The 23570-nt window shown below is 60.9% G+C and carries 22 protein-coding genes and 2 pseudogenes; 17 read left to right on the forward strand and 7 right to left on the reverse strand.

Translation table 11 applies throughout. The features are described from left to right. The first annotated feature begins 3 nt into the window (after positions 1–3). Positions 4–999, forward strand: a complete 996-nt coding sequence (gene doeB / locus P7F60_RS21655; RefSeq protein ID WP_277919767.1) for a N(2)-acetyl-L-2,4-diaminobutanoate deacetylase DoeB — start codon at positions 4–6, stop codon at positions 997–999. A gap of 102 nt (positions 1000–1101) precedes the next feature. On the opposite strand, the pseudogene P7F60_RS21660 reads toward doeB, so the two are convergent. Then, positions 1102–1293: pseudogene (locus P7F60_RS21660) on the reverse strand (integrase); the annotation flags it as partial. 261 nt (positions 1294–1554) lie between these two features. Beyond that, the gene (locus P7F60_RS21665; RefSeq protein ID WP_277919768.1) at positions 1555–3102 is read right to left on the reverse strand and encodes a winged helix-turn-helix domain-containing protein; all 1548 of its coding nucleotides are present in this window, start codon (positions 3100–3102) and stop codon (positions 1555–1557) included. A 139-nt stretch (positions 3103–3241) separates the two neighbouring features. On the opposite strand from P7F60_RS21665, the gene P7F60_RS21670 reads away from it, so the two are divergent. The 4 genes from P7F60_RS21670 to P7F60_RS21685 are packed head-to-tail and all read left to right on the forward strand — an operon-like array spanning position 3242 to position 6984. Then, on the forward strand, positions 3242–3991 hold the full coding sequence (locus P7F60_RS21670; protein WP_277919769.1) for a DUF1194 domain-containing protein: 750 nt from the start codon (positions 3242–3244) through the stop codon (positions 3989–3991). Positions 3992–4041: 50 nt separating this feature from the next. Beyond that, the gene (locus P7F60_RS21675; RefSeq protein ID WP_277919770.1) at positions 4042–4875 is read left to right on the forward strand and encodes an ABC transporter substrate-binding protein; all 834 of its coding nucleotides are present in this window, start codon (positions 4042–4044) and stop codon (positions 4873–4875) included. Beyond that, the gene (locus P7F60_RS21680) at positions 4868–6160 is read left to right on the forward strand and encodes a cation:dicarboxylase symporter family transporter (protein WP_277919771.1); all 1293 of its coding nucleotides are present in this window, start codon (positions 4868–4870) and stop codon (positions 6158–6160) included. The genes P7F60_RS21675 and P7F60_RS21680 overlap by 8 nt, the downstream gene beginning before the upstream one ends. After that, positions 6157–6984, forward strand: coding sequence for a class I SAM-dependent methyltransferase (locus P7F60_RS21685; RefSeq protein ID WP_277919772.1), 828 nt, complete (start codon positions 6157–6159; stop codon positions 6982–6984). The genes P7F60_RS21680 and P7F60_RS21685 overlap by 4 nt, the downstream gene beginning before the upstream one ends. A gap of 62 nt (positions 6985–7046) precedes the next feature. On the opposite strand, the pseudogene P7F60_RS21690 reads toward P7F60_RS21685, so the two are convergent. Together P7F60_RS21690 and P7F60_RS21695 are read right to left on the reverse strand one after the other, a co-directional pair. Continuing rightward, a pseudogene (locus P7F60_RS21690) lies at positions 7047–7315 on the reverse strand (integrase); the annotation flags it as partial. Between the two features lie 520 nt (positions 7316–7835). Next, positions 7836–8048: a hypothetical protein gene (locus P7F60_RS21695; RefSeq protein ID WP_277919773.1), complete on the reverse strand. Its 213-nt coding sequence runs from the start codon at positions 8046–8048 to the stop codon at positions 7836–7838. A gap of 599 nt (positions 8049–8647) precedes the next feature. On the opposite strand from P7F60_RS21695, the gene P7F60_RS21700 reads away from it, so the two are divergent. The 12 genes from P7F60_RS21700 (at position 8648) to P7F60_RS21755 (ending at position 21402) form a co-directional block, all read left to right on the forward strand. Continuing rightward, positions 8648–9163, forward strand: coding sequence for an RNA polymerase sigma factor (locus tag P7F60_RS21700; RefSeq protein WP_166096917.1), 516 nt, complete (start codon positions 8648–8650; stop codon positions 9161–9163). Between the two features lie 228 nt (positions 9164–9391). Further along, complete coding sequence (locus P7F60_RS21705) at positions 9392–10324, forward strand: FecR family protein (RefSeq protein ID WP_277919774.1); 933 nt, start codon at positions 9392–9394, stop codon at positions 10322–10324. Positions 10325–10437: 113 nt separating this feature from the next. After that, positions 10438–12909, forward strand: a complete 2472-nt coding sequence (locus P7F60_RS21710; protein ID WP_197738785.1) for a TonB-dependent siderophore receptor — start codon at positions 10438–10440, stop codon at positions 12907–12909. Further along, complete coding sequence (locus P7F60_RS21715; RefSeq protein WP_166096920.1) at positions 12909–13799, forward strand: siderophore-interacting protein; 891 nt, start codon at positions 12909–12911, stop codon at positions 13797–13799. Before P7F60_RS21710 ends, P7F60_RS21715 begins: the two co-directional genes overlap by 1 nt. A 2-nt stretch (positions 13800–13801) precedes the next feature. Further along, a complete protein-coding gene (locus P7F60_RS21720; RefSeq protein WP_235914676.1) occupies positions 13802–14797 on the forward strand; it encodes an ABC transporter substrate-binding protein in 996 nt (331 codons plus the stop codon). Positions 14798–14836: 39 nt separating this feature from the next. Next, positions 14837–15871, forward strand: coding sequence for an iron chelate uptake ABC transporter family permease subunit (locus P7F60_RS21725; RefSeq protein ID WP_277919775.1), 1035 nt, complete (start codon positions 14837–14839; stop codon positions 15869–15871). 15 nt (positions 15872–15886) lie between these two features. Beyond that, entirely contained in the window at positions 15887–16960 is a 1074-nt protein-coding gene (locus tag P7F60_RS21730; RefSeq protein WP_277919776.1) for an iron chelate uptake ABC transporter family permease subunit, read from the forward strand. Beyond that, on the forward strand, positions 16960–17901 hold the full coding sequence (locus P7F60_RS21735) for an ABC transporter ATP-binding protein (protein WP_277919777.1): 942 nt from the start codon (positions 16960–16962) through the stop codon (positions 17899–17901). The genes P7F60_RS21730 and P7F60_RS21735 overlap by 1 nt, the downstream gene beginning before the upstream one ends. A gap of 259 nt (positions 17902–18160) precedes the next feature. After that, positions 18161–19171, forward strand: a complete 1011-nt coding sequence (locus P7F60_RS21740; protein ID WP_277919778.1) for a hypothetical protein — start codon at positions 18161–18163, stop codon at positions 19169–19171. A 50-nt stretch (positions 19172–19221) separates the two neighbouring features. Continuing rightward, complete coding sequence (locus P7F60_RS21745; RefSeq protein ID WP_277919779.1) at positions 19222–20406, forward strand: acyl-CoA dehydrogenase family protein; 1185 nt, start codon at positions 19222–19224, stop codon at positions 20404–20406. A gap of 15 nt (positions 20407–20421) precedes the next feature. Then, positions 20422–20973: a flavin reductase gene (locus P7F60_RS21750; RefSeq protein WP_277919780.1), complete on the forward strand. Its 552-nt coding sequence runs from the start codon at positions 20422–20424 to the stop codon at positions 20971–20973. A 123-nt stretch (positions 20974–21096) separates the two neighbouring features. Further along, positions 21097–21402 (forward strand): DUF2218 domain-containing protein, encoded by a 306-nt coding sequence (locus P7F60_RS21755; RefSeq protein ID WP_277919781.1) that lies wholly within the window; start codon positions 21097–21099, stop codon positions 21400–21402. Between the two features lie 56 nt (positions 21403–21458). On the opposite strand, the gene P7F60_RS21760 is transcribed toward P7F60_RS21755, so the two are convergent. From P7F60_RS21760 to P7F60_RS21770, 3 genes are all read right to left on the reverse strand, one after another. Continuing rightward, positions 21459–21743 carry a hypothetical protein gene (locus tag P7F60_RS21760; RefSeq protein ID WP_277919782.1) on the reverse strand — a complete coding sequence of 95 codons (285 nt, stop codon included), beginning with the start codon at positions 21741–21743 and terminating at the stop codon, positions 21459–21461. 159 nt (positions 21744–21902) lie between these two features. Further along, positions 21903–22286 (reverse strand): carboxymuconolactone decarboxylase family protein, encoded by a 384-nt coding sequence (locus P7F60_RS21765; RefSeq protein WP_277919783.1) that lies wholly within the window; start codon positions 22284–22286, stop codon positions 21903–21905. A 49-nt stretch (positions 22287–22335) separates the two neighbouring features. Next, positions 22336–23562, reverse strand: a complete 1227-nt coding sequence (locus tag P7F60_RS21770) for an acyl-CoA dehydrogenase family protein (RefSeq protein ID WP_277919784.1) — start codon at positions 23560–23562, stop codon at positions 22336–22338. Between the last annotated feature and the right edge of the window lie 8 nt (positions 23563–23570).

Raw genomic sequence — 23570 nt, forward strand, 5'->3', positions numbered from 1 at the left:
ACCATGCGCGCGTCTCCCATCAGCCCCACGGTCGATTTCTCGGCCGATGGTGTACAGCACGGCTTCTTGCGACTGCCCTACAGCCGTGACGATTCCGCCTGGGGTTCAGTGATGATCCCGGTGACAGTTGTGAAAAACGGGGAGGGGCCGACGGCCCTTCTCACCGGCGGCAACCATGGCGACGAATATGAAGGGCCGATCGCGCTGTTTGATCTCGCCCGATCCCTGAAAGCGGAAGAAGTGAGCGGCCGCGTCATCATCGTGCCGGCGATGAATTATCCGGCCTTCCTCGCCGGCACGCGCACCTCGCCGGTCGACAAGGGCAACATGAACCGTAGCTTTCCGGGCGCGCCGGATGGGACGGTCACGCAAAAGATCGCCGATTTTTTCCAGCGCGTGCTGCTGCCGCTCGCCGATATCGTCCTCGATTTCCACTCGGGCGGCAAGACGCTGGATTTCCTGCCCTTCTGCGCCGCCCATATCCTGCCCGACAAGGCGCAGGAGGCGAAGGCCTTCGATCTCGTTCATGCCTTCGGCGCGCCCTGGTCGATGAAGATGCTCGAGATCGATGCGGTCGGCATGTACGACACCGCGGCGGAAGAGATGGGAAAAATCTTCATCACCACCGAACTTGGCGGCGGCGGTACGTCGACGGCAAAAAGCGCCGGTATCGCCAAGGCAGGCGCTGCGAATGTATTGAAGGCTGCGGGTATTCTAAAGGGGACGATCGAGGCGACGCAAACCACCTGGCTCGACATGCCCGACGGCAACTGCTTTTTGTTCGCCGAGGACGGCGGACTCATCGAGCCACTCTTCGATCTCGGCGACACCGTGAGGATGGGTGACATTGTTGCGCGCATCTATCCCGTTGGGCGCACGGGCGAAGAACCGCTGAATATAAGGGCGAAGATGAATGGCATCCTCGCCGCCCGCCATTTCCCTGGTCTTATCAAATCCGGTGACTGCGTCAGCGTTCTGGCGTCGGTTGTGATGACGTAAAACCCATCCGGCCACCTTGGTGAGGTTGACGCGAAAGCGATCCCGCCGTGGATGGCTGGCGAATTTCCGCCTCCGCTCGGCTTCGTGAAGATCGCCGCGCACCCCGGCGGCGCAGGCCGTGATATAGAGCCGGACGACATGCGGATCCGGCGGAAGCGGCGGTAGGTTCTGCCGCCGGCACCAGGCGGAAAAATGCTTTCAGTCTAAGAGGTAGGCCTTTCGCGTGTTGGCGCAACTGGCGGCCTAGACATAAACGCGAGCGCGATCGGCAAGGTCCTCCAGATGGGCCGCCAGGGGAGGGACCCCGGTCGTCGAGAGGACGCGGCCTGAAAGCGCATCGGAATCCTCCGTCCTGTGCGGCGGCGCTGAATTCCCCTGAGGCTGAAATTCGGTATTTTCGTCGACCTATAAAGAGCACAATGACCGATAATGCTGCTGGGTTCATGGTGAACGTTACGCCCGATCTTTGGTCGCCCTCAGCCTGAAGAATTTGATACGATCCAGCCACGTTGAGACAGCCTGAGCGCGGCACGTGACATCCCTCAGTGAGATTCGTCAGCGCGACACCTGCTCCGGTAAACCCGCTTTCGCCAGTCCACCGATCCACAGATCCATCATCCAGTTGTGCGCCATCCGACTGCGGCACGCGAGGCTCAGGCTGTAGTCCGGCTGGATCTCCAGGATGCGTGACAGGACGGCGCGCGCCTCCTCCTTTTGCTCGGAAAGGGCGAGAGCCGCGGCAAGGAAACGGTGCGCGACGATATGGGAGGGCGATTCCAGGACGATTCTTCGCGTCAGGGCGATGGTCTCCTTGAAATTCTCCAGGAAGAAATTCGCGCCCGCGAGGCCGAGGAGGAAGAAGTAACTGCGCGGATCCAGCGGGCTCAACCTGCGGGCCGCCTCGAACTGCGCGATGGCGCGCCGGCACTGGCCGGTATAGACGAAGACCCAGCCGCAATAGGAGCGGATGGCGGGCGTATCCGGATGGAGCGCCAGCGCCCGTTCCGCCAGCTCGAGCGCGCGCTCGAACCTCTCCCCGAACATGGCCGAAGCCCAGGCGGCGGTGGCGAGCGCGCCGGGATGCTCCGGGTCCGCCAGGACGGCGCGCTCGGCAAGGGCGCAGCTTTCCGCATAGGCCCTGCCGACATCGTCGCGCCAGCCGTTAAGCGCCATCCGGCCGACGCAATCGGCCAGCGCAGCCAGCGCGTCGGCATAAGTCGGATCGTGCGTCAGTGCCGCGCGCAGCAGGGCCTCGGCCTCGGTGAAGCCTTCCCGCGTATAGGCATGGAAGAAGGGCAGGGACCGAAGATAGAGATCATAGGCGCCGAGATCGCCGGTCGGCTTCTTCCGCGCCCTTTCCACCTCCGCCGCTTGGAGGCTCGGCTCGATGGCGAGCGTCACCTCCCGCGCGATCCGGTCCTGAAGGGCGAAGACATCCGCAAGGTCGCCTTCGAACCGGTCGGCCCAGACCTGGCGTCCGGTCCCCGCCTCGATCAGCCGCGCCGTTAACCGCAGGCGCCGGGCGTCGCGGCGCACCGTGCCGTCGAGAAGATAGTGTGCGCCGAGCGCGCGACCGATGCGGCCAAGGTCGCCATGCTCCTCCTTGCCGACGGCAAACGAGGAATTGCGGCCGATGACATGGAACCAGCGGATACGGCTGAGCGTGACGATGAGGTCGTCGGCGATGCCGAGCGCGAGATAGGCTTGATCGGCGTCCCCCGTCGCGTCCGTGAACGGCAGGACCGCCAGAAAGGGCTTCTCCGCGCCGCGACCGCCTTGGACCGGCATGTCCGCGCAGTCCAGCCGAATATTGTTCCCCGCTTTGGTCCTCACCCCCTCCAGCAGGTAGCCCCGGCCCGGAAAGGTGCGCAGGTTGTGCCGGTATTTCACGCCGAGCGCCTTGCGTATGTCCGAAATGCAGCGGGCGAGAGATTCGTCGCTTGCCGTAACGTTCGGCCAGTTGGCATTGATCAGCGCCTCCTTGGAGACGACCTGCCCGATATTCTCGGCCAGAAGCAGTAGCAGATTGAACGACCGGCGACGCAGTTCTATGCGCTGGCCTTCGTCGTTACGCACTTCACGCTGTTCGATCAGAATCATCATCGTTCTTGCTTTGGCCTCGGAAGCGAATTCAAGAAGATTTCAAACCGTTTTCACGACACCTGTCCACCCGCCGCCTAAGTTTGTTTGACGCCGCGCCTGGTCACGGCCGATTGTTCCGAATATCGCGAAGGAAGCCGAGATGCTGTGCCTGCAATCGCTCTCCGTTTCGATCTGCCTGCTTGCAGTAGCGGCTTTGCCAGCGGCGGGGGAAGATCATATTGAAGTCGACGCCGCCATCGTTTTCGCCGTCGACAGCTCCACATCAATCGATCCAGAACGCGCCGACAGGCAGAGGATCGGACATGCAGAAGCCCTGCGCTCCCGCGAGGTGATTACCGCGATCACGAGCGGTCCTGCGGGTTGCATCGCCATCACATATTTCGAGTGGTCAAGCGTGGGCAGCTTGCGCACCATCCTGCCATGGCAACTCGTCTGCAACGAGGCACAAGCCCGTGCCGCCGCGCAGACGATAGAAGACTACGGCGATACAGGCCATGGACGTAGTCGCGGCGGACGCACGTCGATTTCATTTGCGATTGATGCGGCGAGCCTCTCTCTTCGCGCCTGGAGCGGCAAGGCGACACGAACGGTAATCGATATCTCGGTGAACGGAACGAACAATGACGGCTTGCCCGTCGAGATCAGCCGGAGACAAGCTTTGGCCGAAGGTCATGTCATCAACGCAATTACCCTCGATCGTGCGGAAGAGGGTGTGACGGATGATCTTGCCGGCTATCTGCATGAGGCGGTCATCGGAGGGCCTGGGGCCTTCGTGTTGATGACAAACAACCCGGCCGACTATGCGCGGGCATTGCGTCGGAAACTGGCCCTCGAAATCAGCGGTCTCGCTTTGCCGGCGGATGCGACAACGGCGGTCTATGTGCGATGAGGCCGCAATTTTTCATGCCGAGGTTCGTTCCGGCCAAGCCGGTCGAAAGCTTGCTTCTCGCGATCCTCTTCGCCGTGGCGGCGGCGCTTCAAGCCCATGCGGCGGGCTCAGCGCTCGAACGCATCCAGGAGAAAGGAAGCCTCACCGTTGCAATGTTCGGCGAGGACGTGCCGCCTTTCTTCTACACGGACGACACAGGCGAACTCGCCGGCATCGATCCGAACCTTGCGCGCGACATCGCGGCCAAACTCGGCGTGCGGGTGGTTTTTGATAGGTCGGCGACGACTTTCGACGGCGTCATGGACAAGGTGCGGATGGGCGGTGCCGACATCGCCGTCAGCCTGCTTAGCGATACGCTGGAGCGTGCGGCCCACGTCAGCTTCAGCCGGAGCTATGTCAGCGTCCGGCAGTTCATGCTGATCAACCGGCTGGAATTTGCCAAGCTCACCGCGACGCACTGTGCCGGCGGTGCCGCCGTTCCGGTCGCGAAGCTGCTCGACGATCCCGCTGCGCGTATCGGCGTCATCAGCGGCACCTCCTATGTCGGCTTTCTCGCCCAAGATTTCCCCAGGGCGACGATGGTCGAGTTTGCCGACTGGAACGCGATGCTCGCCGCCGTGAAGGCCGGTAGGCTGGTCGCGCTTATGTATGACGAGATCGAGATCGGTAACTGGCGTCACGCCGATCCGGCCGGTTCCCTCGATCTCCGGCCTTTCCATCTTGCCGGTCACCCGGACACGATCGCCATCGCGATGCGCCGGGAGGACCAAGACCTGAAGGCGTGGATCGACCTCTATCTCGGTAAGATCAGCGAGAGCGGCTTCCTGCCGTCCCTTCTGGATACCTACCTTTATTCCTCCGACACGGGGCTCGCCAATGATTGAAAGCGTCAGGCGCCGCCTCGCCGCCATTCTGCTGCATCCCGCAAGCGTCTTTGCCGGTCTGCTTTCGGGCGGGCTTTACGGGTGGCTCGATGCTGGTCCCGCGCCGGTTGTCGAGTTCATGGGGCATCTCTACCTGCGACTCTTGCAGATGTGCGTGATTCCCCTCCTGTTCTCGGCGGTGGTCATGGGGCTCGCTAAACTCTTCTCCAGCGGTTCGGCGCGCCGATATGTTGGTCGTCTCGTCGGACTGTTCGCCGCCGGCTTGCTGCTTGCCGGCAGTCTTGGCCTGCTTCTTGGCGAGGTGGGTCAGCCGGGCGCAAACCTTCAGAGCGGGGCGCGGCAAGTGATCGGCGAGGCCGTCTTCCGCGCCGAGGCGACGAGCGGGGCGACGGCCGGAACCAGCCTACAGGATATCGCCATCGGCATCGTGCCCGAGAATATCTTCAAGGCCTTCAGCAGCGGCAACATGCTGGCCATCCTGTTCTTTGCCCTGCTTTTTGGCGTGGCGCTCGGCTCGCTCGACGCCGACAAGTCCGAGCGGGCGATCCTCCTGTTCGAAAGCATCTACGAGACGCTGACGGCGATCATCGGCTGGCTCGTCTATATTCTTCCGGCCGGTCTCTTCTGCCTAGCCTATAGCCAGGTGTCGGCCGTCGGCCTGCCGATTTTGGGCGCCATGTTCAAACTTGTCTTGCTGATCTATGCCGGCGGGCTCGCTATCGTGCTGCTTTGCATACTCGTCGTCTGGTGGCGGCTCGGCGGTGATGTCCGCCGTCCGGTTTCGGCCTTGCGCGAGGCGACCTTCGTGGCCTTCGGAGCCTCGAGCAGCTTCGCTGCCCTGCCCGCGGCGTTGCGTGGGTTGAAGGAAGGCGTCGGCATGGATCGCCATGTCGTCGATCTCGTCCTGCCGCTCGGCATCACGCTCAATCCTCCGGGCTCGGTGTTCCATTTCGCGATTGCGACTGTCTTCCTCGCCAATCTCTACGGTGTCGTTCTCGACACGGGTCAGATGTCCTTCGTTCTGGTGGCCTCGGTCCTGGCAGGGCTCGCTGCGGCGGGAGCGCCGGGTGTGGCGGCGCTTTCCATGATGTCGCTGATCCTCATTCCGCTCGGCCTGCCGGTGGAGGTGGCGATCATCCTGCTTGTGGCGATCGATCCGATCATCGACCCCGTATTGACGGTGGTGAACGTCCAGGCGAATGCTGCGACGACCATCCTTCTGGCTGGTTCGGAAGATCGTGGAAACCGAACTCAATCGGATCACGGAGTTTTGAGGCAGCCATGACGAGAAACACGACAAGCGCCGGCCACGAAGCCAGCAATGCAGGATGGCTCGATCTGCATTTCGAGTCCTCCCGGCCGGAATATGAAGCGGCGCTGGAAGAGGTCGGCATCAGGCGAGGATGGAACGTACTTGACGCAGGATGCGGGAGCGGCGGCTTCCTGCCGCAGATCGCCGGACTTGTCGGCGAGGCTGGTTCGCTCGCCGCCCTCGATCTCGATCCCGAGAATGTCGATATGGCCGGTACTTTGCTTGCAGGAACGGGATTGGGCGCAAATGCCAGCGTTCAGATTGGAAACGTCCTGGCTCTACCCTTTACGGATGCGTCATTCGACTGCGTCTGGTCCGCGAATGTCATGCAGTACCTGACGCCTGCCGAATTCCGACAGGCTGCCGCCGAGGCGGCGCGGGTGCTGAAACCGGGCGGGTTATATGCGGTCAAGGAGTTCGATTCGACATCCCTGCAAATACGGCCGATCGACTACGGCATCTTTACCCGTTTCATGGCGGCCCGGATGGAGACGTTTCGAAAGAAGGATGTGCTCGGAACAGATTGCGGTTCCCGCTTGCCGGCATTGCTGGAGCAAACAGGTTGGGAAATTGTCTGGCGGAAGGGCTGGATGGTGGAGCGCTGGGCGCCCGCCGATATTCGCACGCGGAATTATCTACTCGATCTTCTCTCCTATTTCGCAGGTGTCGCCCCAGACTACGACCTCCCTGCTGACGATCAGCGATACTGGCGGGAACTTGCCGACGCTCCAGACCGCGTGTTGGATGATCCCTTCTTCTGCTACCGCGAGTTCTTCGTCGTCGTAGTCTGTCGGTAGAAGAAGCTCTCGAAAACAAGCAATTTGATATATTCGGCAAAGGAGCCTTTATAATCCCGCCGCTTTGTGAGATTTATGCGGAAGCGATCACGCCGGCGCTGGTAGCGGCGGGTCATTTCGGCTGCGGCATGGCCGGGCTGTTTTTGCACATAGCGCTCGTCGGCTTCGGCCGAGGAGGTGAGGCCGGCGCGAAGCGAGTGCCCGCGAATTTCTGGCCGCGCTCGGCTTCGGAAAGATCGCCGCGCATGCCGGCGGCGAGTGCGGTCTTCTTGACGAGGCGCGCCACCTCCTGATCGTTCAGCCGCTCAGGCCCGACATCCTTTCCCTTCCCGCCCGCATAGGCTGTCAATCGGCAGCCGCCGCTGCGCGGAGTTTTTTTCACCAGGTCCAGCTCCATCGTGAGCTGGCCGACCTTGCGTTCGAGCGCCGCAATGTGGGCCTCTACTCCGCGATGACGCTCGCTTCCGCCTCTTCATCGTTCAGTTCACCACGATCGAACTGCGTCAACCATGGCTGTATGAGGTTGGCCGAAATGCCATACGGTGCGCTGTGCGTCGCGCCGTCGATGACGCCGTTTCGGATATCCTGGCAAAGCTGCAATTTGAACGGTGTCGAATGCTGTCGATATGGGATTTCAGGAGCCTTCTCCGATTGAGGCCCGCAGAGTGTATCAGTTTCTCCATGTCCCGTTGTCCAGCCCGAGGGGTTCACTCAAGTTTTGATCGTATTGGTCTCCTGCGAGCTATGGCTAAACTTGGTATTATACTGCCAGTTTAACCCAGATAGCTGAAAAGAAAGGGGCCGCCGGCGACCGCTTCCTTTGATGCCGAAATCGGCATTACGCTTGTAGATTACCTTGAGGTCGAGCGTCCGTTGGCGACTTGGCCGGCGAGGCTCGGAATGTTGCCCGTCTGGTTTTCCTTCACCAGTGCCGTGGCGAACGCGCATTTCAGCGCTCCGAGGACTTGCGAGAACTGGACGAGCGCGGAATCCATACGCGTGGGTGCGTGGCCGCATCCGCTTAGTCCAGCGGCCAATATCACGCAGACGATCTGTTTTCTCATGGAAAGGGTCCCTCACGACGAGGGTAGTCTGGATACAACCTGTTGCAGAAAGGCGAATGCAGCAGGTGCGTTAAGGAAGGTATGTGGTCGCACAACGCATGGCAGGCGTCTCGCCGAGGTGACGAGACTTGGGCATGAAAGTCCGGAGGAAATCGGCCCAGTCGGCGGGGCATCCGACGGATAGGGGTTTCCGCCTGGCAAACGCCAGCTCACGAATTAAGGGGCAGGATGTGTGGCATGTCCGCCACTGCTGCTGTGAATTCTCTGTATCGGAACGTAAAAACCGCGCTCTCTGCTCGACCGCGAGTCTGTGAATGAAATCAAACACAAAACTTGTGCAAAGCACTCATGTTACTGCTGCACGTTGGATCAGTTCTAATTCATTGTGCTTGCACGCAAAATCCGCCTCGGGCTAATGCATGTCCAGCAGGGACTTGGAGACGGGCCTGCCTGTAACAGCGTGGAGCGGTAGACGAAGTGCGCAGTGACGTTGGGTGTAGGTCCGGAAGCTATGGTCGGTCGCATGACCGGCAGCCCGCCATCGTCGTCATCCAGTCTGCCATTCGACTGGCCCTCCGCATGGGTGGAGGACCGGTCCATTGCCCGCAATCCTGAACGCAATCTTCCAGAACCACCGCCGCTCGCTGATGTGGACGGTCATGCGGATCGTCGGTGATCCGCAGACCGCCGAGGACGTCGCGCAGGAAGCCTATCTTCGCGCCCGGCGCGCGATCGAGAGCGGTCCGATCGAGCATATCGAGGCGTTCCTGCAGCAGACGGCCCGCAATCTCGCGCTCGATCACCAGCGCCGCCGCAAAATGCGCGCCGAATATGAGACTGACGGGCTCGGCGAGGATGTGCTCCAGAACATCCCCGACAACGTTCCGTCCCTCGAAGCGGCGCTGGTGGAGCGCGAGCGCTTCGAGGCGTTCCGAAAGGCTCTCGACGGCTTGCCCCCGCGGGCTCAGTCGGTCATGATCCTCAGCCGGCTGGAGGAATGGTCCAACCGGCAGATCGCCGAGCATCTCGGCATCTCCGAGCGGACTGTCTTCAGCGATCTCAAGCTGGCGATGGCGCATTGCCGCGAGAGGCTCGCCCGGCTCGATGGCCGCTAGCCGCGGCGGTGTTCGGCGGCCGCTGGCCGCCTGCTGCCGTACCAAGCCATAGAAATCCTCGCGACAGCGCCCCGGCAGAGCTGCGAGAAATTTTGCTGAATTTCGGAGTGTCGAACGTCTCATGTATAAGGACCCCCGCGACACAGTAGCGATTGGACGACTTGAGTGGGACGTAAGGACATAGACCACGAGACGCCGGAAGACGGGTTCAAACATGAGGATCCCGTCGTGGACGAGGCGCTCGAATGGTTCGCCCGGCTCCGCAACACGACAGCCGACCCGGCGACCAGGGCCGCGTTCGAGCGCTGGCTCGCGACCAGCCCGCGCCACGTCCAAGAATATCGCGACCTTGAGGCGATGTGGAGCGCATCGAGCTTCGCGAAAGCCGTAGACAGTCTCCCGATAGCCCCTGCCGTCCGTCGCCACGCCAGAGGCCCAATCGCTCGCTGGGGCATGCGCGCCTTTCCATTGGTGGCCACCATCCTGATCTCGGTCGCTATCTGGCAGTATCCGGCGATCATGCTGCGATGGGAAGCCGACTACCTTACCGCGATCGGCGACAAGACCACAGTAACGCTGCCTGACGGTTCGACCATGATGCTCGACACAGCGTCGGCCGTCGCCGTCGATTTCAACGGTGACAAACGTCAAGTCCGGCTCCTGCAGGGAGAGGCGTTCTTCGACGTTAAGCCCGACCCGGACCATCCCTTCCGCGTCGCCGGAAGTTACGGCGAAGTAGAGGTGCGCGGCACGGCGTTCTCGGTCCGCACCGACGCGGGCGAAGATCGCACGATCCTCGAACGTGGCCTCGTCCATGTCAGCCGTTTGAACAATCCCAGGGACGCGGCCGATCTTGAACCCGGCCAGATGATCGTCGCAACGGCAACCTCGCTCTCGGACGTCATGCCCGCCGATCCGGCCACCGCGCTGGCATGGCGCGACGGCCGCATTATCTTCGAAAACCAACGCTTGTCGCGCGTGCTGAACGAACTGCGCCGCTACTATGGCGGCAGTATCATTGTCGCGGACAGCCGTGTCGGCCAGCTCGTCGTCACCGGCAATTATCGCCTCGACGATGTGGAGGCAGCCATCCGCACCCTCGCCGATGCCGCGGGCGTCACCATGAACCGCCTGCCGGGCGGAATCATAATCTTGCGCTAACCTCTCAAGTTTTTTTTCCGACTCGGGACCCGTCGTTCGTCAAGAGTACGAGGGACCTGATCGGAACAGTACGAATTCACGGTCCTTCGAAATCGAAACGAGGGCTTTGCGTGATGACGGCGCGTTCCGCTACGACGTATGAAAATGTAACTTCCCATCATGGCCGGAACCAAAGGCGTCTGCTGGCGCTGCTGTTGACGTCCACGATCTTTGGATGCGCGAGCGCCGCAGCCGTCTCCTTCGCTCAGGCACAGCAGAGCTCGCGCGCGGCAACCGCCGATCAGACCTTACAGTTCTCGATCCCCGCGCAGCCGCTTTCTTCCGCCATCAGCGCTTTCATCCGGCAGACAGGCTGGCAGATCAGCTATACATCCGCGCTCGCGAGCGGCAAGACGTCAGGCTCCGTTGTTGGCAGCTACAACCCGTCGCAGGCTCTGCAGCGACTTGTCTCCGGCACCGGCCTCAATGTCCGTGTCAGCGCACCCGGTTCGGCCGCGTTGGTGAACCCGGGCATTGCTGCCGTCGACACGATCCCGGACGAGGGCTCCACGGTGCTCGATACGATCCTCGTTCAGGGGCAAGGCGAGACGGCCACGAGCCATTTCGAGGGTTTCGCGGCGACGAGAAGCGCAACTGGCACGAAGACGGACACGCCACTGATTGAGACGCCTCAGGCCGTGACGGTGATCGGGAGCGACGAACTGCGCAGCCGGGATGCCAAAAGTCTTCAGGATGCATTGAGCTACGTGGCCGGCGTTAACAGATATGAAGGCGCTGACAGAACGACAGAGAGCTTTATTATCAGAGGCTTCCGCGCGCTGGCGGGCTACAGTAGCCTGTACAGAGACGGCATGAAATATCAAGTCAACGGCTATGACGGACAGCAGGAGCCTTACGGTCTCGAACGCGTGGAAGTGCTAAAAGGATCATCATCTGTTCTCTACGGGGGAGCAGCTCCAGGGGGGATCATCAACACAATAAGCAAACGCCCGACCGAGGTTCCACTACGCGAAATCAACGTCGAGTACGGTAGCTACAATCGCAAGCAGATTTCAGGAGATTTCGGTGGTCCACTGACACAGGACGGGGATCTGAGTTATCGCCTGACGTTTCTGCATCGAAAAAGCGATACATTCCTGGATTACGTGCCTGACGACAGGACATTTATCGCACCCGCTATCAAGTGGCAGCCGTCCGATGCAACGTCATTGACGATATTGGGTGAATATCAGCATGATCTTTCGAAATATCAATATGGTTTGCCGACGCAGGGGACGATCCTGCCAAATCCGAATGGCGCCATCCCCCGCAATCGATTCAACGGCGAACCGGGGCTTGATGAATGGGACAATAGGCGGTGGTCGGTAGGGTATCAATTTGAACATCAGTTCAGCGAGCAACTTACTTTCCACAGTAATGGGCGCTACGTCACGTCCGAAAATCATATGCCCTTCACCGGTTCGTCCGGTCTGCTCGACGACATGCGCACGACTGCGTGGCGCGAATACTGGGTGGCCGATCGTTTATCTTCAGGAATAACGATCGACAATTTGCTGCAATATGACTGGTCGCTTGGAAGCATGGAAAATCGAAGCCTGGTCGGATTGGATTATACCGATCGCAAATGGCGGATGTTCGATTATCGCGCCTCGGCAACCCCGCTTGACCTGTTTGACCCGGTTTACGGCGGGCCGGTCGGTGAATTGCGCCAGCATGGAACCTTCCGGAACGAAGTCGAGGCAGTCGGCTTGTATGCGCAGAACCAGATGACGATCGATGACAGATGGGTTTTGTTGTTCGGAGGGAGATACGACTGGGCAAATATTGACAACAAAGTCGTCAATCAGGATGTCTGGACGCATACGAAAAGCGATGCGTTTACCGGTAGGGCAGGACTCGTGTACCTGTTCGACAACGGGTTTGCCCCCTATGTGAGCTTTGCTCAGGGGTTCGAGCCGGTCGTCGGTTCTGATAGGCATGGTGGTGCGTTCCAGCCGGCTGAAAGCGAACAATACGAAGTTGGCCTGCGCTATCAACCACCAGGAATGGACCTCATGTTTACGGCGTCTGCATATCATTTGACGATGTCGAATGTGACAGTTGCCGATCCTGTCGATCGTACAAAACTTGCGCAAATGGGTGAGGTCCGCTCACAAGGAATTGAGCTTGAAGCGCGGGGCAGGCTTGGCAATTACTGGGATGTCGCTGCCGCCTATGCCTATACCGATGCCCGTACTGTCAGGAGCAGTGTCTGGACACCGGAACTTGAGGGAAGACGAACCGGCGGGGTTCCGTACAATAGCTTCTCGCTCTGGGCGGACTATGATTTCGAAGGCTTGGGCGCGCCCGGCTTGAAGATTGGTGGCGGGCTACGTTATGTAGGGGAAACTGAAGGGCTATACGTCAAGGGTACTGTACCTGCCTATACTGTGGTCGACGCAAGTATCAGCTATACTCGTGATGATTGGAAGGCAACTCTCAGTGCGACCAATTTGTTTGATAAGAACTATGCCGCATCATGCACGTCTGATTGCTTTTATGGTGAGCCTCTTAACGTAAAGTTTTCCCTGAGCAAGCGCTGGTGATGAAGAATAGGACCTTTCATCAAGCCCGTGTTTCTTCGCGGGAATTCGTCAATCCGGGGATGATTGAAATAGTTCTCGAGGGCGAAGGACTGGGCGACTACCCTTCCACGGGTATTCCCGACGAATTCGCTCGCCTTTATTTCCCGAGCAACGATGCAGGCTTGATCAGGCATCCAGATATTCCGGTTGCACTGGGGCAAAAGAGAGAGCGATCGGCTGGGCCTTGCCATAGCGAAGTATACACCATCCGCTCGTTCGACCGGGTGAAGCGCGAACTGGTAATTGATTTTGTCGTCCATAAGGGCGGCAAAGCCAGTACATGGGCGCAAGGAGCGCGCCAGGGTGATCCGCTGGTTCTCTCCAGCCCACATGGAATGTATCGTCCACAGACATGGAAGCGCAAGCAGTTGTTCCTTTGCGATGCCACGGGCATTCCGGCGCTCGCACGCATCTTGGAGACGCTTCCCTCCGAGACCGAGTGCCTCGCGATCATCGAGATTGCCGATCCGACCCACCGTTACGAGTTTCAACCGTCATGCAGGCTGGAAACGGTCTGGCTGGAGCGAAGCGGCAATGGTGTGGCTCCGGGCCGGCTTTGTGAGGCGCTGCATTCCCTACCGCCCGCAAGGCTTCCCGATTACGTCTGGATGGCGGGCGAGCATAAGCAAGCCCGTGCCATCCGTCGTCACCTGCGCCAGCAATGGCAACTGCCCTGCGAGCGCTATGCAGTCGCCGGCTACTGGATCGAAAAACGCGCGGAATGGATGGCCGCTTGGAAGGATATAGAGCCGGCGTTGAAACGGAGGATCGAGACCAGCTGGTCCTCCGGCCGCGACAGGGAGGAAATCCGCGACGAAGTGGATGCCATGATGGAGGAAGCGGGCCTTTGAACGTGTGGAAACCATCGCGGCGTGAAATCCTGAAATCCATTGGCGGCACTTTGATTACCTGCCTCGCGACACAGTCCTCAGCGGCTGCATCGTCTTTTCCGATGTCCTTCGATCATGCCTTCGGCACAACTGCCATCGACCGGGTGCCGCTGCGCGTCGCCTCGCTCGGCTTTCTCGAACACGATACCTTGCTGGCGCTGGGCACCGTGCCTGTCGGTATCAAAGGATGGTTTCAGAGCCTGCCGCATGCCACCGGGCCTTGGGCTGCGCATCTGCTGGCCGGCGCTCAGCCCGTTCCACTCGCGGGAGGCGAAATTCCGTTCGAGACGCTTCTCGATCTCGAGCCTGACCTCATCGTGGCGCTCTACACCAATCTGACGCAGGAGGAATACGACCGGCTGACCAGTATCGCGCCGACGATTGCGTGGACGCGCGCGGCAGGGCCCTGGGGAACGTTCTGGGAGGATACCGCTCGGCTCCTCGGTCGTATTCTCGACCGGGAAACAAGGGCCGAAGAGCTGATAGCCAATGTCCACGAAACCTACAGGTCATTGCGGGAACGCTACCCACGCCTTGCCGGAGCCCGGGGAATAGCAGGCAATTCGGCTGGCGATACCTTCGTGGTCCGCGGGCCGCGTTACGATACTGGTGCCCTGATGGTCGGCCTCGGCATCGAATGTCCGGCGGAAATTCTTGCTTATATCGGAACATCGACCCTTGCCCACTTCAGTTGGGAACAGGTGTCCCTCATCGGCCACGGGCTGGATGTCATCCTCTGGGATGTCCATGGCGATGGCAATGTTTCCGCCATGGCGCGCCGGATGGAGATGCTGGGTGTCTATCCCGGCGAAAAGCGGATCGTCTTCAACAGCGCGGTCAGTATGGTGTCTATGGCCATGGCTTCGCAATCGGTACTCAGCATTCCATTTGCGGCCGAACTGATCGCGCCGCGCCTTGCCGCCGCGATCGACGGCAAGGCCGCTGTTCAGGTGAATTGAGAAGGCGCAACGGCGATGGGTCCTGGGCAACCGGAAAAGATGCCGCCGATCATGGGCGGAACCGGCAGAGTATATGCAGTGAACCGTCTGTCGCAAAAGGTCTGGCTGATGCTGGCAACGGCGGTATTGGCGCTGCTGGTCTTTCTGAGCCTGGCATGTGGCGTACGTCCGCTTTCCCTGCATACGGTCTGGACCATCATGCTCGGCGGCGGTGCTGTCGATGAGCGCGCGGTCGTACTGATGTTGCGGCTGCCGCGGACACTTCTCGGCCTTCTGGTCGGCGCTTCGCTCGGCATCGCCGGAGCGATGATACAAGCGCTGACGCGCAATCCGCTGGCCGATCCCGGCCTGCTCGGTGTCAATGCCGGCGCTTCCTTCTGTATCCTGCTCGGGAGCGCATTGTTTGAAGTTTCCGCACCGGATGGCCTCATCTGGTTCGCCTTCGCGGGGGCCTGCGCGGGGGCCTGCCTCGTGCATCTTCTGGGCCGCACCGGCGGACCCTCGGCAACGCCTGTGCGGCTCGTGCTCTGCGGGGTCGCAGTAGCTGCCGTTCTTGGCGGCCTGACCTCGCTGATCTCGCTGCTCGATCCTGCCGCATTTGACCGGTTCCGACACTGGAACGCAGGTGCGCTCGGGTCTTCGGAGATGCATACCGTCCGGCAGAGTGGAGGTTTCATGCTGGCGGGATGCGTCCTGTCGTTGCTTGTGTCGAGGCGTCTCAACATCGTGGCGCTCGGAGATGCCAAGGCGCATGCGCTCGGCGTCGATATCGTTGGAACGCGTCTCCTGTGCCTAGTTGCGATCACGCTTCTTTGTGGAGCCGCGACCGCCGCTGTAGGGCCGATCGGTTTCGTCGGCCTGACGGTGCCGCACGTCGCGCGCACGCTTTGCGGCCCGGATCAGCGATGGATCGTTCTTTTCTGCGCTATTCTTGGACCCGTACTTCTGCTCACCGCCGATATCCTGGGCAGACTGATTGCGGCGCCGGCTGAACTTCCTACCGGGATACTCTGTGCCTTTGTTGGCGCGCCCGTGTTCATCGCTCTTTTGCGACGGACAATCCAAAGTCGGTGATGAGGGGGAGGAAGAGTGAGCTGGCATTCGATTTCCCTTCGCCCGGTTCCGTTCAGTCCCGGCACCTACGTATTGCGTATCGGCCGCTGGTCGCTCCGCTTCGATGCAAGGCTTATCGGCCATACACTTCTGCTGCTAGCTATGGCCCTGACCGTGGGCATCCTGAGCCTCAAAAGCGGTGCGCGGCCATTCACGTTCGCTGAAATCACGGAGGCAATATTCATTGATGCCCCCCGAAGACTTCATCTTCCCATCATCGAGTGGCGGATGCCGAGAGTTGTGCTGGCTTTATTGGCCGGTTCAAGCCTTGGCATGGCAGGCGCGATTTTCCAATCGGTCTCGCGCAATTCGCTCGCTTCGCCCGACATCCTGGGATTCAGTACGGGTGCCGCCACTGGTGCGCTGTTTGTCATCCTGCTTGGAACGGGCGGTTACTATGAGCGCGCCGGCGCGGCGCTGCTCGGCGGAGGCATGACTGCTGCCGTGACCTATATGCTTGCGTGGAAAGGCGGCATTCAGGGGGTGCGGCTTGTGCTCGTGGGGATCGGCATATCCTCCATGCTGACATCACTGAATGCCTGGCTAGTTCTGAAGGCTGATCTTCGTCTCGCTATACAGGCGGCGGTCTGGCAGGTTGGTTCGCTGAACACGGTCAACTGGCGACAGGTGCAGCATCTTGGCTCGGCGCTCTCCGTCATAGTGCCTTGTACCTTCCTCCTCGGCCGCGCGATGCGCCAGCTCGAGATCGGAGAAGACCTCGCCCGTAGTCAGGGGCTTCGATCGGAATATGTGCGCGCGTCACTTCTTGCGTCAGGCATTGCGTTGACGGCAGCGACGACCGCGATCGTGGGACCAATCGCCTTCGTAGCCTTGTCGGCACCCCAACTAGCACTTCGATTCCTGCGGCTGCCGGGGCTTCGGCTTGCCCCTTCAGCCGCCATGGGAGCGTTGCTTCTTGTGTCCGGCGATTGGTTCGCACAGCATCTTTTCGCACCGAGGCTGATTCCTGTCGGCATCGTCACGATCTGCATTGGGGGGGCCTATCTCGTTTGGCTTCTCGCAGGAGAAACCAGAAGGAAGCAAAGCTGATGGCTTTCTCCAACAGCACAACCGATACATTCGTGACATCGCGCTTGCTGGCCGAAGATATAACGCTGGCTTACAACGGACGCGTTGTCGCAAGCAACCTTTCGGTCGCAATCCCGGACAGGTCGTTTAGCGCCATTATTGGGCCGAACGCCTCGGGAAAGTCGACATTGCTACGGGCGCTCTCCCGGCTCCTTCGTCCCGAAAGCGGATCCGTCTATCTTGACGGCAAGCGGATATGGGAACTCCGGGCGAGAGACGTGGCGAAGATACTTGGGCTGTTGCCGCAATCCGCGATCGCCCCCGATGCAATAACGGTATTCGATCTCGTCAGCCGCGGGCGCTACCCTCATCAAGGATTGTTTCGTCAATGGTCCGAAGACGATGAAGCGGCGGTTTTCTCGGCTCTTGACGCCACGAAAACCACCGGCCTCGCCGGACGTTGTATGGACGAGCTTTCAGGCGGGCAGCGGCAGCGCGTCTGGCTTGCAATGGTTCTAGCGCAGGAGACATCGCTACTTCTTCTCGATGAGCCCACGACCTATCTGGACATTGCGTACCAAATCGAGTTGCTCGAGCTCCTGGCCGAACTCAATGCCGGCGGCCGCACCGTGGTCGCCGTGCTCCATGACCTCAATCACGCCTGCCGCTTTGCGTCGCATGTGATCGCCATGAAGGGCGGCGCCATCGTCGCGGAAGGCAAGCCGGCAGAAATCATCACGGAAGAACTGGTCGAGGATGTGTTCGGCCTCCCGTCTATTATCATTCCCGATCCCGTCGCAGGAACCCCGATGATTGTTCCAAAGCAGAAAAAGGTGTCGGCTATGGGTGAGGTCGCATGCCAAGCACAGCCATCGCGGGCCTCACGACCCGACTTGACCGCCGCATCCCGCCTGAATGGCCTCAGTTCCTCCCGCATTCCGCGAAAGCCGCACCAAGGTTGATCTTCTCCTGAAGCGCTTCGGCACCTACCGCCGCCGCGTCGCGGGCTAAGGCGTGTGGGGATTCACGATGAAGCTTGGATGTGATTCAAGCTATTCTCCTGCGAAGTCACACCGCCCGCTTATTCAACCATTTCCATGTCATCGACATGTGCCGGTTCGCTCACCTTGCAGGGGTATGTACCGCAAGCCCCGCTGCGGGCAACTTTAGCGTCGTGACAAGGGTGCGGAGCCCGCCTGCTTGTAAGGAAGGGAATGTAGATTGAGACCGATACGCGCAATCGTCTATGGACTGGGTTCTGTGGGCCGGGTGACCGTCCGCTATCTCCGGGAAAAGAATGTCGAGGTTGTGGCTGCCTATGTGCGGACGATCGAGGGCAAGGATTTTTCGGCGCCGGAGCTTGCGGGTGTCGAGGTCTGCCAGCCGCATGTTCCCTTCGATAAATTCGAGGCGGATATCGTGCTGATGACCCATTGCACGCATCTCTCCGATCTCTACGAGCCGGCGGTCAAGGCCGCCAAGGCGGGTCTCGACGTGGTGACCATCGCCGAGGATGCCTTCGAGCCCTTCTATGTCGACAAGGAAACGCCTGTGGCACGCGAGCTCGATGCGATCTTCCGTTCGCATGGCAAGACGCTGGTCAGCGTCGGCGTGCAGGATACCTTCTGGTATGCCCAGCCTTTGTCCTTCCTCGCCTCGGTGCAGCGGATCGACCGGCTCATCGGCCGCAACATCTGCGATCTCGGCGCCTTCGGCACGGTCGGCGGCCATAACGACCAGATCGGCATCACCCGTGAGGAGTTCCATGCCAAGGGCTACGATGCCCCTTCGGATCATCGCGGCATTTTCGAAGTGGCGTTGCGGCCGCTGGTCCGGGCGCTCGGCCTCGGCATCAGGTCGACGAAGGTCGTGCATGAGCCGATCATCGCCGAGCACGATATGCCCAAGGCAAAGAGCGAACACCCGATCAAGGCCGGCACCACCTGCGGCTTCATGGAGCGCGTGGTATTCGAGCTCGACGGCGGCATCGTCGCCGAGGGACAATTCATCATGCAGCACCTGCCGGAAGGGGCGAGCGTCTTCAACGAATGGATCGTCGAAGGCGTGCCCAGCATGAACATGCGCACCGACAATTTCCTCGGCGACGTCATCACGCCGGCATCGCTGGTCAACCGTGTGCGCGACACAATGGATGCCCAGCCCGGTTTCCTCAGCGTCGATCAATTGCCGCAGGCCCGCTTTTTCCCGACGCTTGTGCGGCGCAACGGCTGACAGCGGCCCATGACCATCAGGCCCATCCGGCCATGACAAAGGAACGGAACGTGAGTGCAACACAGAGCAATGCCTGGGTCGTCGAAACGCTTGGGGACGACTACAAATCCCCGGCCGAAATCCTCGAAAATCTGAAGGCGCTCGGGCCGCTGATCGAGGAGGAAGCGCCCGAGATCGACCGTATTCGCCACCTGACGCCGCGCATGGTCGCGGCGCTGAAACAGGCCGGCGCCTTCCGCATCGCCTGGCCGGCGGCCTGGGGCGGGCCGGAAATGCGCTTCGACGACCAGATCCGGGCCGTGGAAACGCTGTCCTATCACGATGCCTCCGTCGCCTGGAACGTGCAGATTCTCTCCGATACTGGCTTTTACGGCGCGCAGTTCCCGGAAGAGATCGCTCGCGAGCTGTACGGCTCGATGGATTTCGCCACGGCCGGCGGCTATTACCCGCCGCAGCGCGCCGACCGGGTCGAGGGCGGCTGGCATATTCCCAAGGGGCGCTGGCCCTTCGGCAGCGGTATCCACAGCGCCGATTGCATCGTCTGCGGCATCCATCTGCATGAGAACGGCGAGGTGTTGCGCGATGCCGACGGCCAACCGGAATTCCGCGTCGCCTACCTGCCCAAGGACAAGGTGAAGCTGCTGGATACCTGGCATACGCTCGGCCTTCGTGGCTCCGGCAGCACCGATTATGAAATCGAGGATGTGGTCATCCCCGACAAATATGTCTTCAAGTATTTTTCCGGCGCGGCCAGTCATCTGCCGCCGCTGGCGCGCCATGCGGATTTCATCGCGATTTCGCTGCAGGGGGTGGTGCTCGGTCTTGGCCGGCGCATCCTCGACGATGTGCGCACCGAGCTGAAGAAGCGTTCGCCCAATGACCGCTTCGCCCGCATCCAGTATGCCGAGGCCGAGATGAACTACAACGCCGCCCGCGCCTTCTCGCTATCGACGGCGGCTTTGGTCAGCGACAAGCTGTTTGCCGGCCAGGAACTGACGGCCGACGAGGAGGCGATGACGACGCTCTGCTCCGTCAATGCCGGCCACCAAGTGCGCAAGGCCTGCGGCATGGCGCTGGAACTGCTGGGCGCTTCGATCATCTACCAGCGCAGCCCGTTCGAGCGTCGGCGCCGGGATCTCGATACGCTGATGGTGCATCTCGGCCACCAGCGCCGGGCGCTGGAAGCGGCCGGCGGCAGCATTCTCGGCGAAAACAACCTGCCGCATCTCGCATGACAAGGAGCCGATCCCATGGGTGAAATGCAATTCGCCGCCGAATTCCAGACTGCGATGAACAATGGTGCCGCCATGGTCGACAAGTTCATGTACCGGGAAGCGATGTCGAAGCTGGGAGCGGCGGTGAGCGTTGTCACCTCGAATGGGGAGGCGGGGCTGTGCGGCGCGACCGTTTCGGCGGTGTGCAGCGTCAGCGACAGCCCGGCGACGCTTCTCGTCTGCGTCAACCAGTCCAGCCGGTCGAACAGCGTGATCAAGACCAATCGGGTGCTCTGTGTCAATGTTCTCGCCGGCATCAACCGAAGGGTGGCGGACCTGTTTGCGGGTTCGACCGGCATCCCCTCCGACGAACGCTTTTCTCACATTCGCTATTCCAGTCTGAAGACCGGCGCGCCGGTTCTCGACGAAGCGATCGTTTCCTTCGATTGCGAGCTGGACCAGGTCATCGAAGCCGGCACGCATTCGATCTTCCTGGCGCGGGTGGTGGATATCAGGGGCAACGATGCCGAGGCCTGCCTGGTCTATTTCGGACGGCAATACATTTCCGTCAGCGCATCGCCCGAATAGGTTTTCTTGGCATTATCTGCACGCAAGCCCGCCATGTCCCGCCGTACCGGTGGAGCATGGCGGGCTTTTTCGGTCGCCGCGCTACCGGTATTTTCATGCATTCACGAAGAGGAGATGTCGACCATGCCCATATCCACCGCGCGCTTTGCCACCGCCCATGCCGAAAAATATCTCCAGCAGCTTTGCAAACACTGGAGCCATCGTTTCTCGGTCGAGGTCATGCCCGGAAAGGGGAGGATCGATTTCAGCGGCGATGAAGTGCTCGATCTTGCCGCCGATGCGGACGGGCTCACTCTGGTCCTGCGTTCGACCGGCGATCCCGCCGCCCATGCCGATCTGGAGCGGGTGGTTGCCGAGCATCTGAAGCGCTTCGCCTTTCGCGAGGTTTTCGCGCTCGACTGGTTTGGCATCGACCCTGACGAGACATGAAAAATGCCGCCGGAGCGATCCGGCGGCATATCGATTCACCCAAGAATTCGGCTGGTTTATTCGACGACTTCGTAGATCGTATCGGTCGAGCGATGGCCGAAGGCCGCCTCGAATTTCTCGATATAGGGACCGGCTTCGGCCTTGAAGGCGGCATAGGCTTCGGCGCTCGGCCATTCGTCGAAATCGAGGAATTCGCTGGCGCTGGTCACGGCGCGATGGCTGATGCGCTTGTGCTTTTCGAACAGCTTGACGATCGGGTCGAGCAGTTCGCCGTTCTTCGAGGCCCATTCCACCACGGCGCTATGGGCGACGGGGAAGCGGATGACAACCATGACGGACATTCATATCTCCATGTAAGTGGGGTTTCGGTGATCCCGGAAGGCTTGGCATTTTCCGGGATATCCATGGTCAGCTTATGCGAAGGGGAAGCGGCCTCATATACCTTGGAAGGGTGACGGTTCCCGGCTATCCATTTAGAATCAAAAGAAATTTCCGCGCGCTCATTCGCCTTTGTCGACCTCGGCGAACACCTCTCTCGCCAGCCGAAACGCCTCGACGCCGGCGGGGATGCCGGCATAGATGGCAAGCTGCATCAGCGTGTCCTTGATCTCCTCGCGGGTGCAGCCATTTGTCAAAGCGCCCTTGAGATGCAGCTTGAACTCTTGGCTGCGGTTGAGCGTGCCGAGCATGACGAGATTGAGCAGGCTCTTGTCGCGCCGCGACAGGGCGCTGCGCCCCCAGCCCGCGCCCCAGCAATATTCGGTGACGAGGTTCTGGAAATCGCGGTTGAAGTCGTCGGCGGCATTGAGGGATTTTTCGACATAGGCGGCGCCGAGCACCGCCTTGCGGATTTCCAATCCGCGCTCGAACATTTCCTTGGACATGGGATCGATACCTCGTTGGTCGGTGGACGGTGGGGGAAGGGCGCAAGCCTCACGCCGGAAAGGAGAAATTCCGGTTGCGGGTGAGGAGCGCCTGGGCAATGCCGGCGGCACGGAATTCGAACTGGTCATGGCCGCGGCTGATGGTCATCAGGATGTCGCGCATGTAGCGCGACAGGCGTCCATCCTGCTTGAGCGCGGCGGAGCTTGCGGTGCGGACCAGGATCTCGACGGCCTCATAGGCCAGCCGCTCGGCCGTATGATAGGTGCCGTCCATGCGCATCGCCTTCTCGACGGTGAAGGGCTCGATGCCCGGGGCGCAGAGCGCTGCGTTTTCCAGATAGAGCGCGCCGCCGGCAAGCGTGATGGCGCGGGCGCTGTCGGCCAGCGCCACCGCCATGCCGAGGGAGCGCTGGTAATCCGGGTTGTAGGCCCGGAGCGTTTGGCGGCCGGGTGTGTTGCGGGTGGCGACCAGCTCCTCGTATTCGTCGATGGCGGCATAGGCGAGGCCGGTGGACATGGCCGAAAGACCGCCTTCCGCAAAGGCTGCGAACAGGCCGGAATAGAGGGGATTGCGATGCACACCATAACCCAGTGTCGGCCCGGTCAGGCCGAGATCGGCATCGAAGGAGAAGGTCATGTGCTCCGGCACGAAGACATTCTCGACAGTCACGCCATGCGAGCCGCTGCCCTTCATGCCCAGGAGGTCGCCCCAGTTGTCGAGGCGGGTGAAGCTGCCGTCGGGAATGACGACGGTCAGCATCGGCGTGCCCGTCGTGTCCGCATCCTTCGGCAGCGGAATATTGCCCATGAAATGGCTGGCATAAGGAACGCCGGAGCAATAATACCAGGTACCGCTGACGCGGTAGCCGCCATCGACCTTTTCAGCCTGCGTCTTCGCCGCCGCGAAGGACCAGGGCGCCTGAAAATTCCTGCGGAAGCCAAAGATTTCCGCCTGCGCCCGTTCGTCGAAATAGGAGGCGATCTGCGCCGAATGGCCGGTGCCGAGCGCGAACCACCAGCCGGTTTCCGGGCAGCCGCGGGCGATCTCGATGACGACGCGGTAGAAATCGTCGAGATTGAGCTCGTAGCCGCCATAACGCTTCGGCGTCAGGATGTTGAACAGCTCCGCCGCGACGATGGCGTCGTAGACGCGCCGCGTCGGAAAGCCGTTGGCCTCCGTCGCCGCCTGCTCCTCGCGCAGCAGCGGTTTTAGCGCGGCCGCCCGGGCGACGAGTTCCCGGACGGTTTCGGGATGGTCTTGCAGCATGGCATTCATGTCCTTGG

Source organism: Rhizobium sp. YJ-22 (assembly GCF_029601685.1).
Classification (GTDB): domain Bacteria; phylum Pseudomonadota; class Alphaproteobacteria; order Rhizobiales; family Rhizobiaceae; genus Metarhizobium.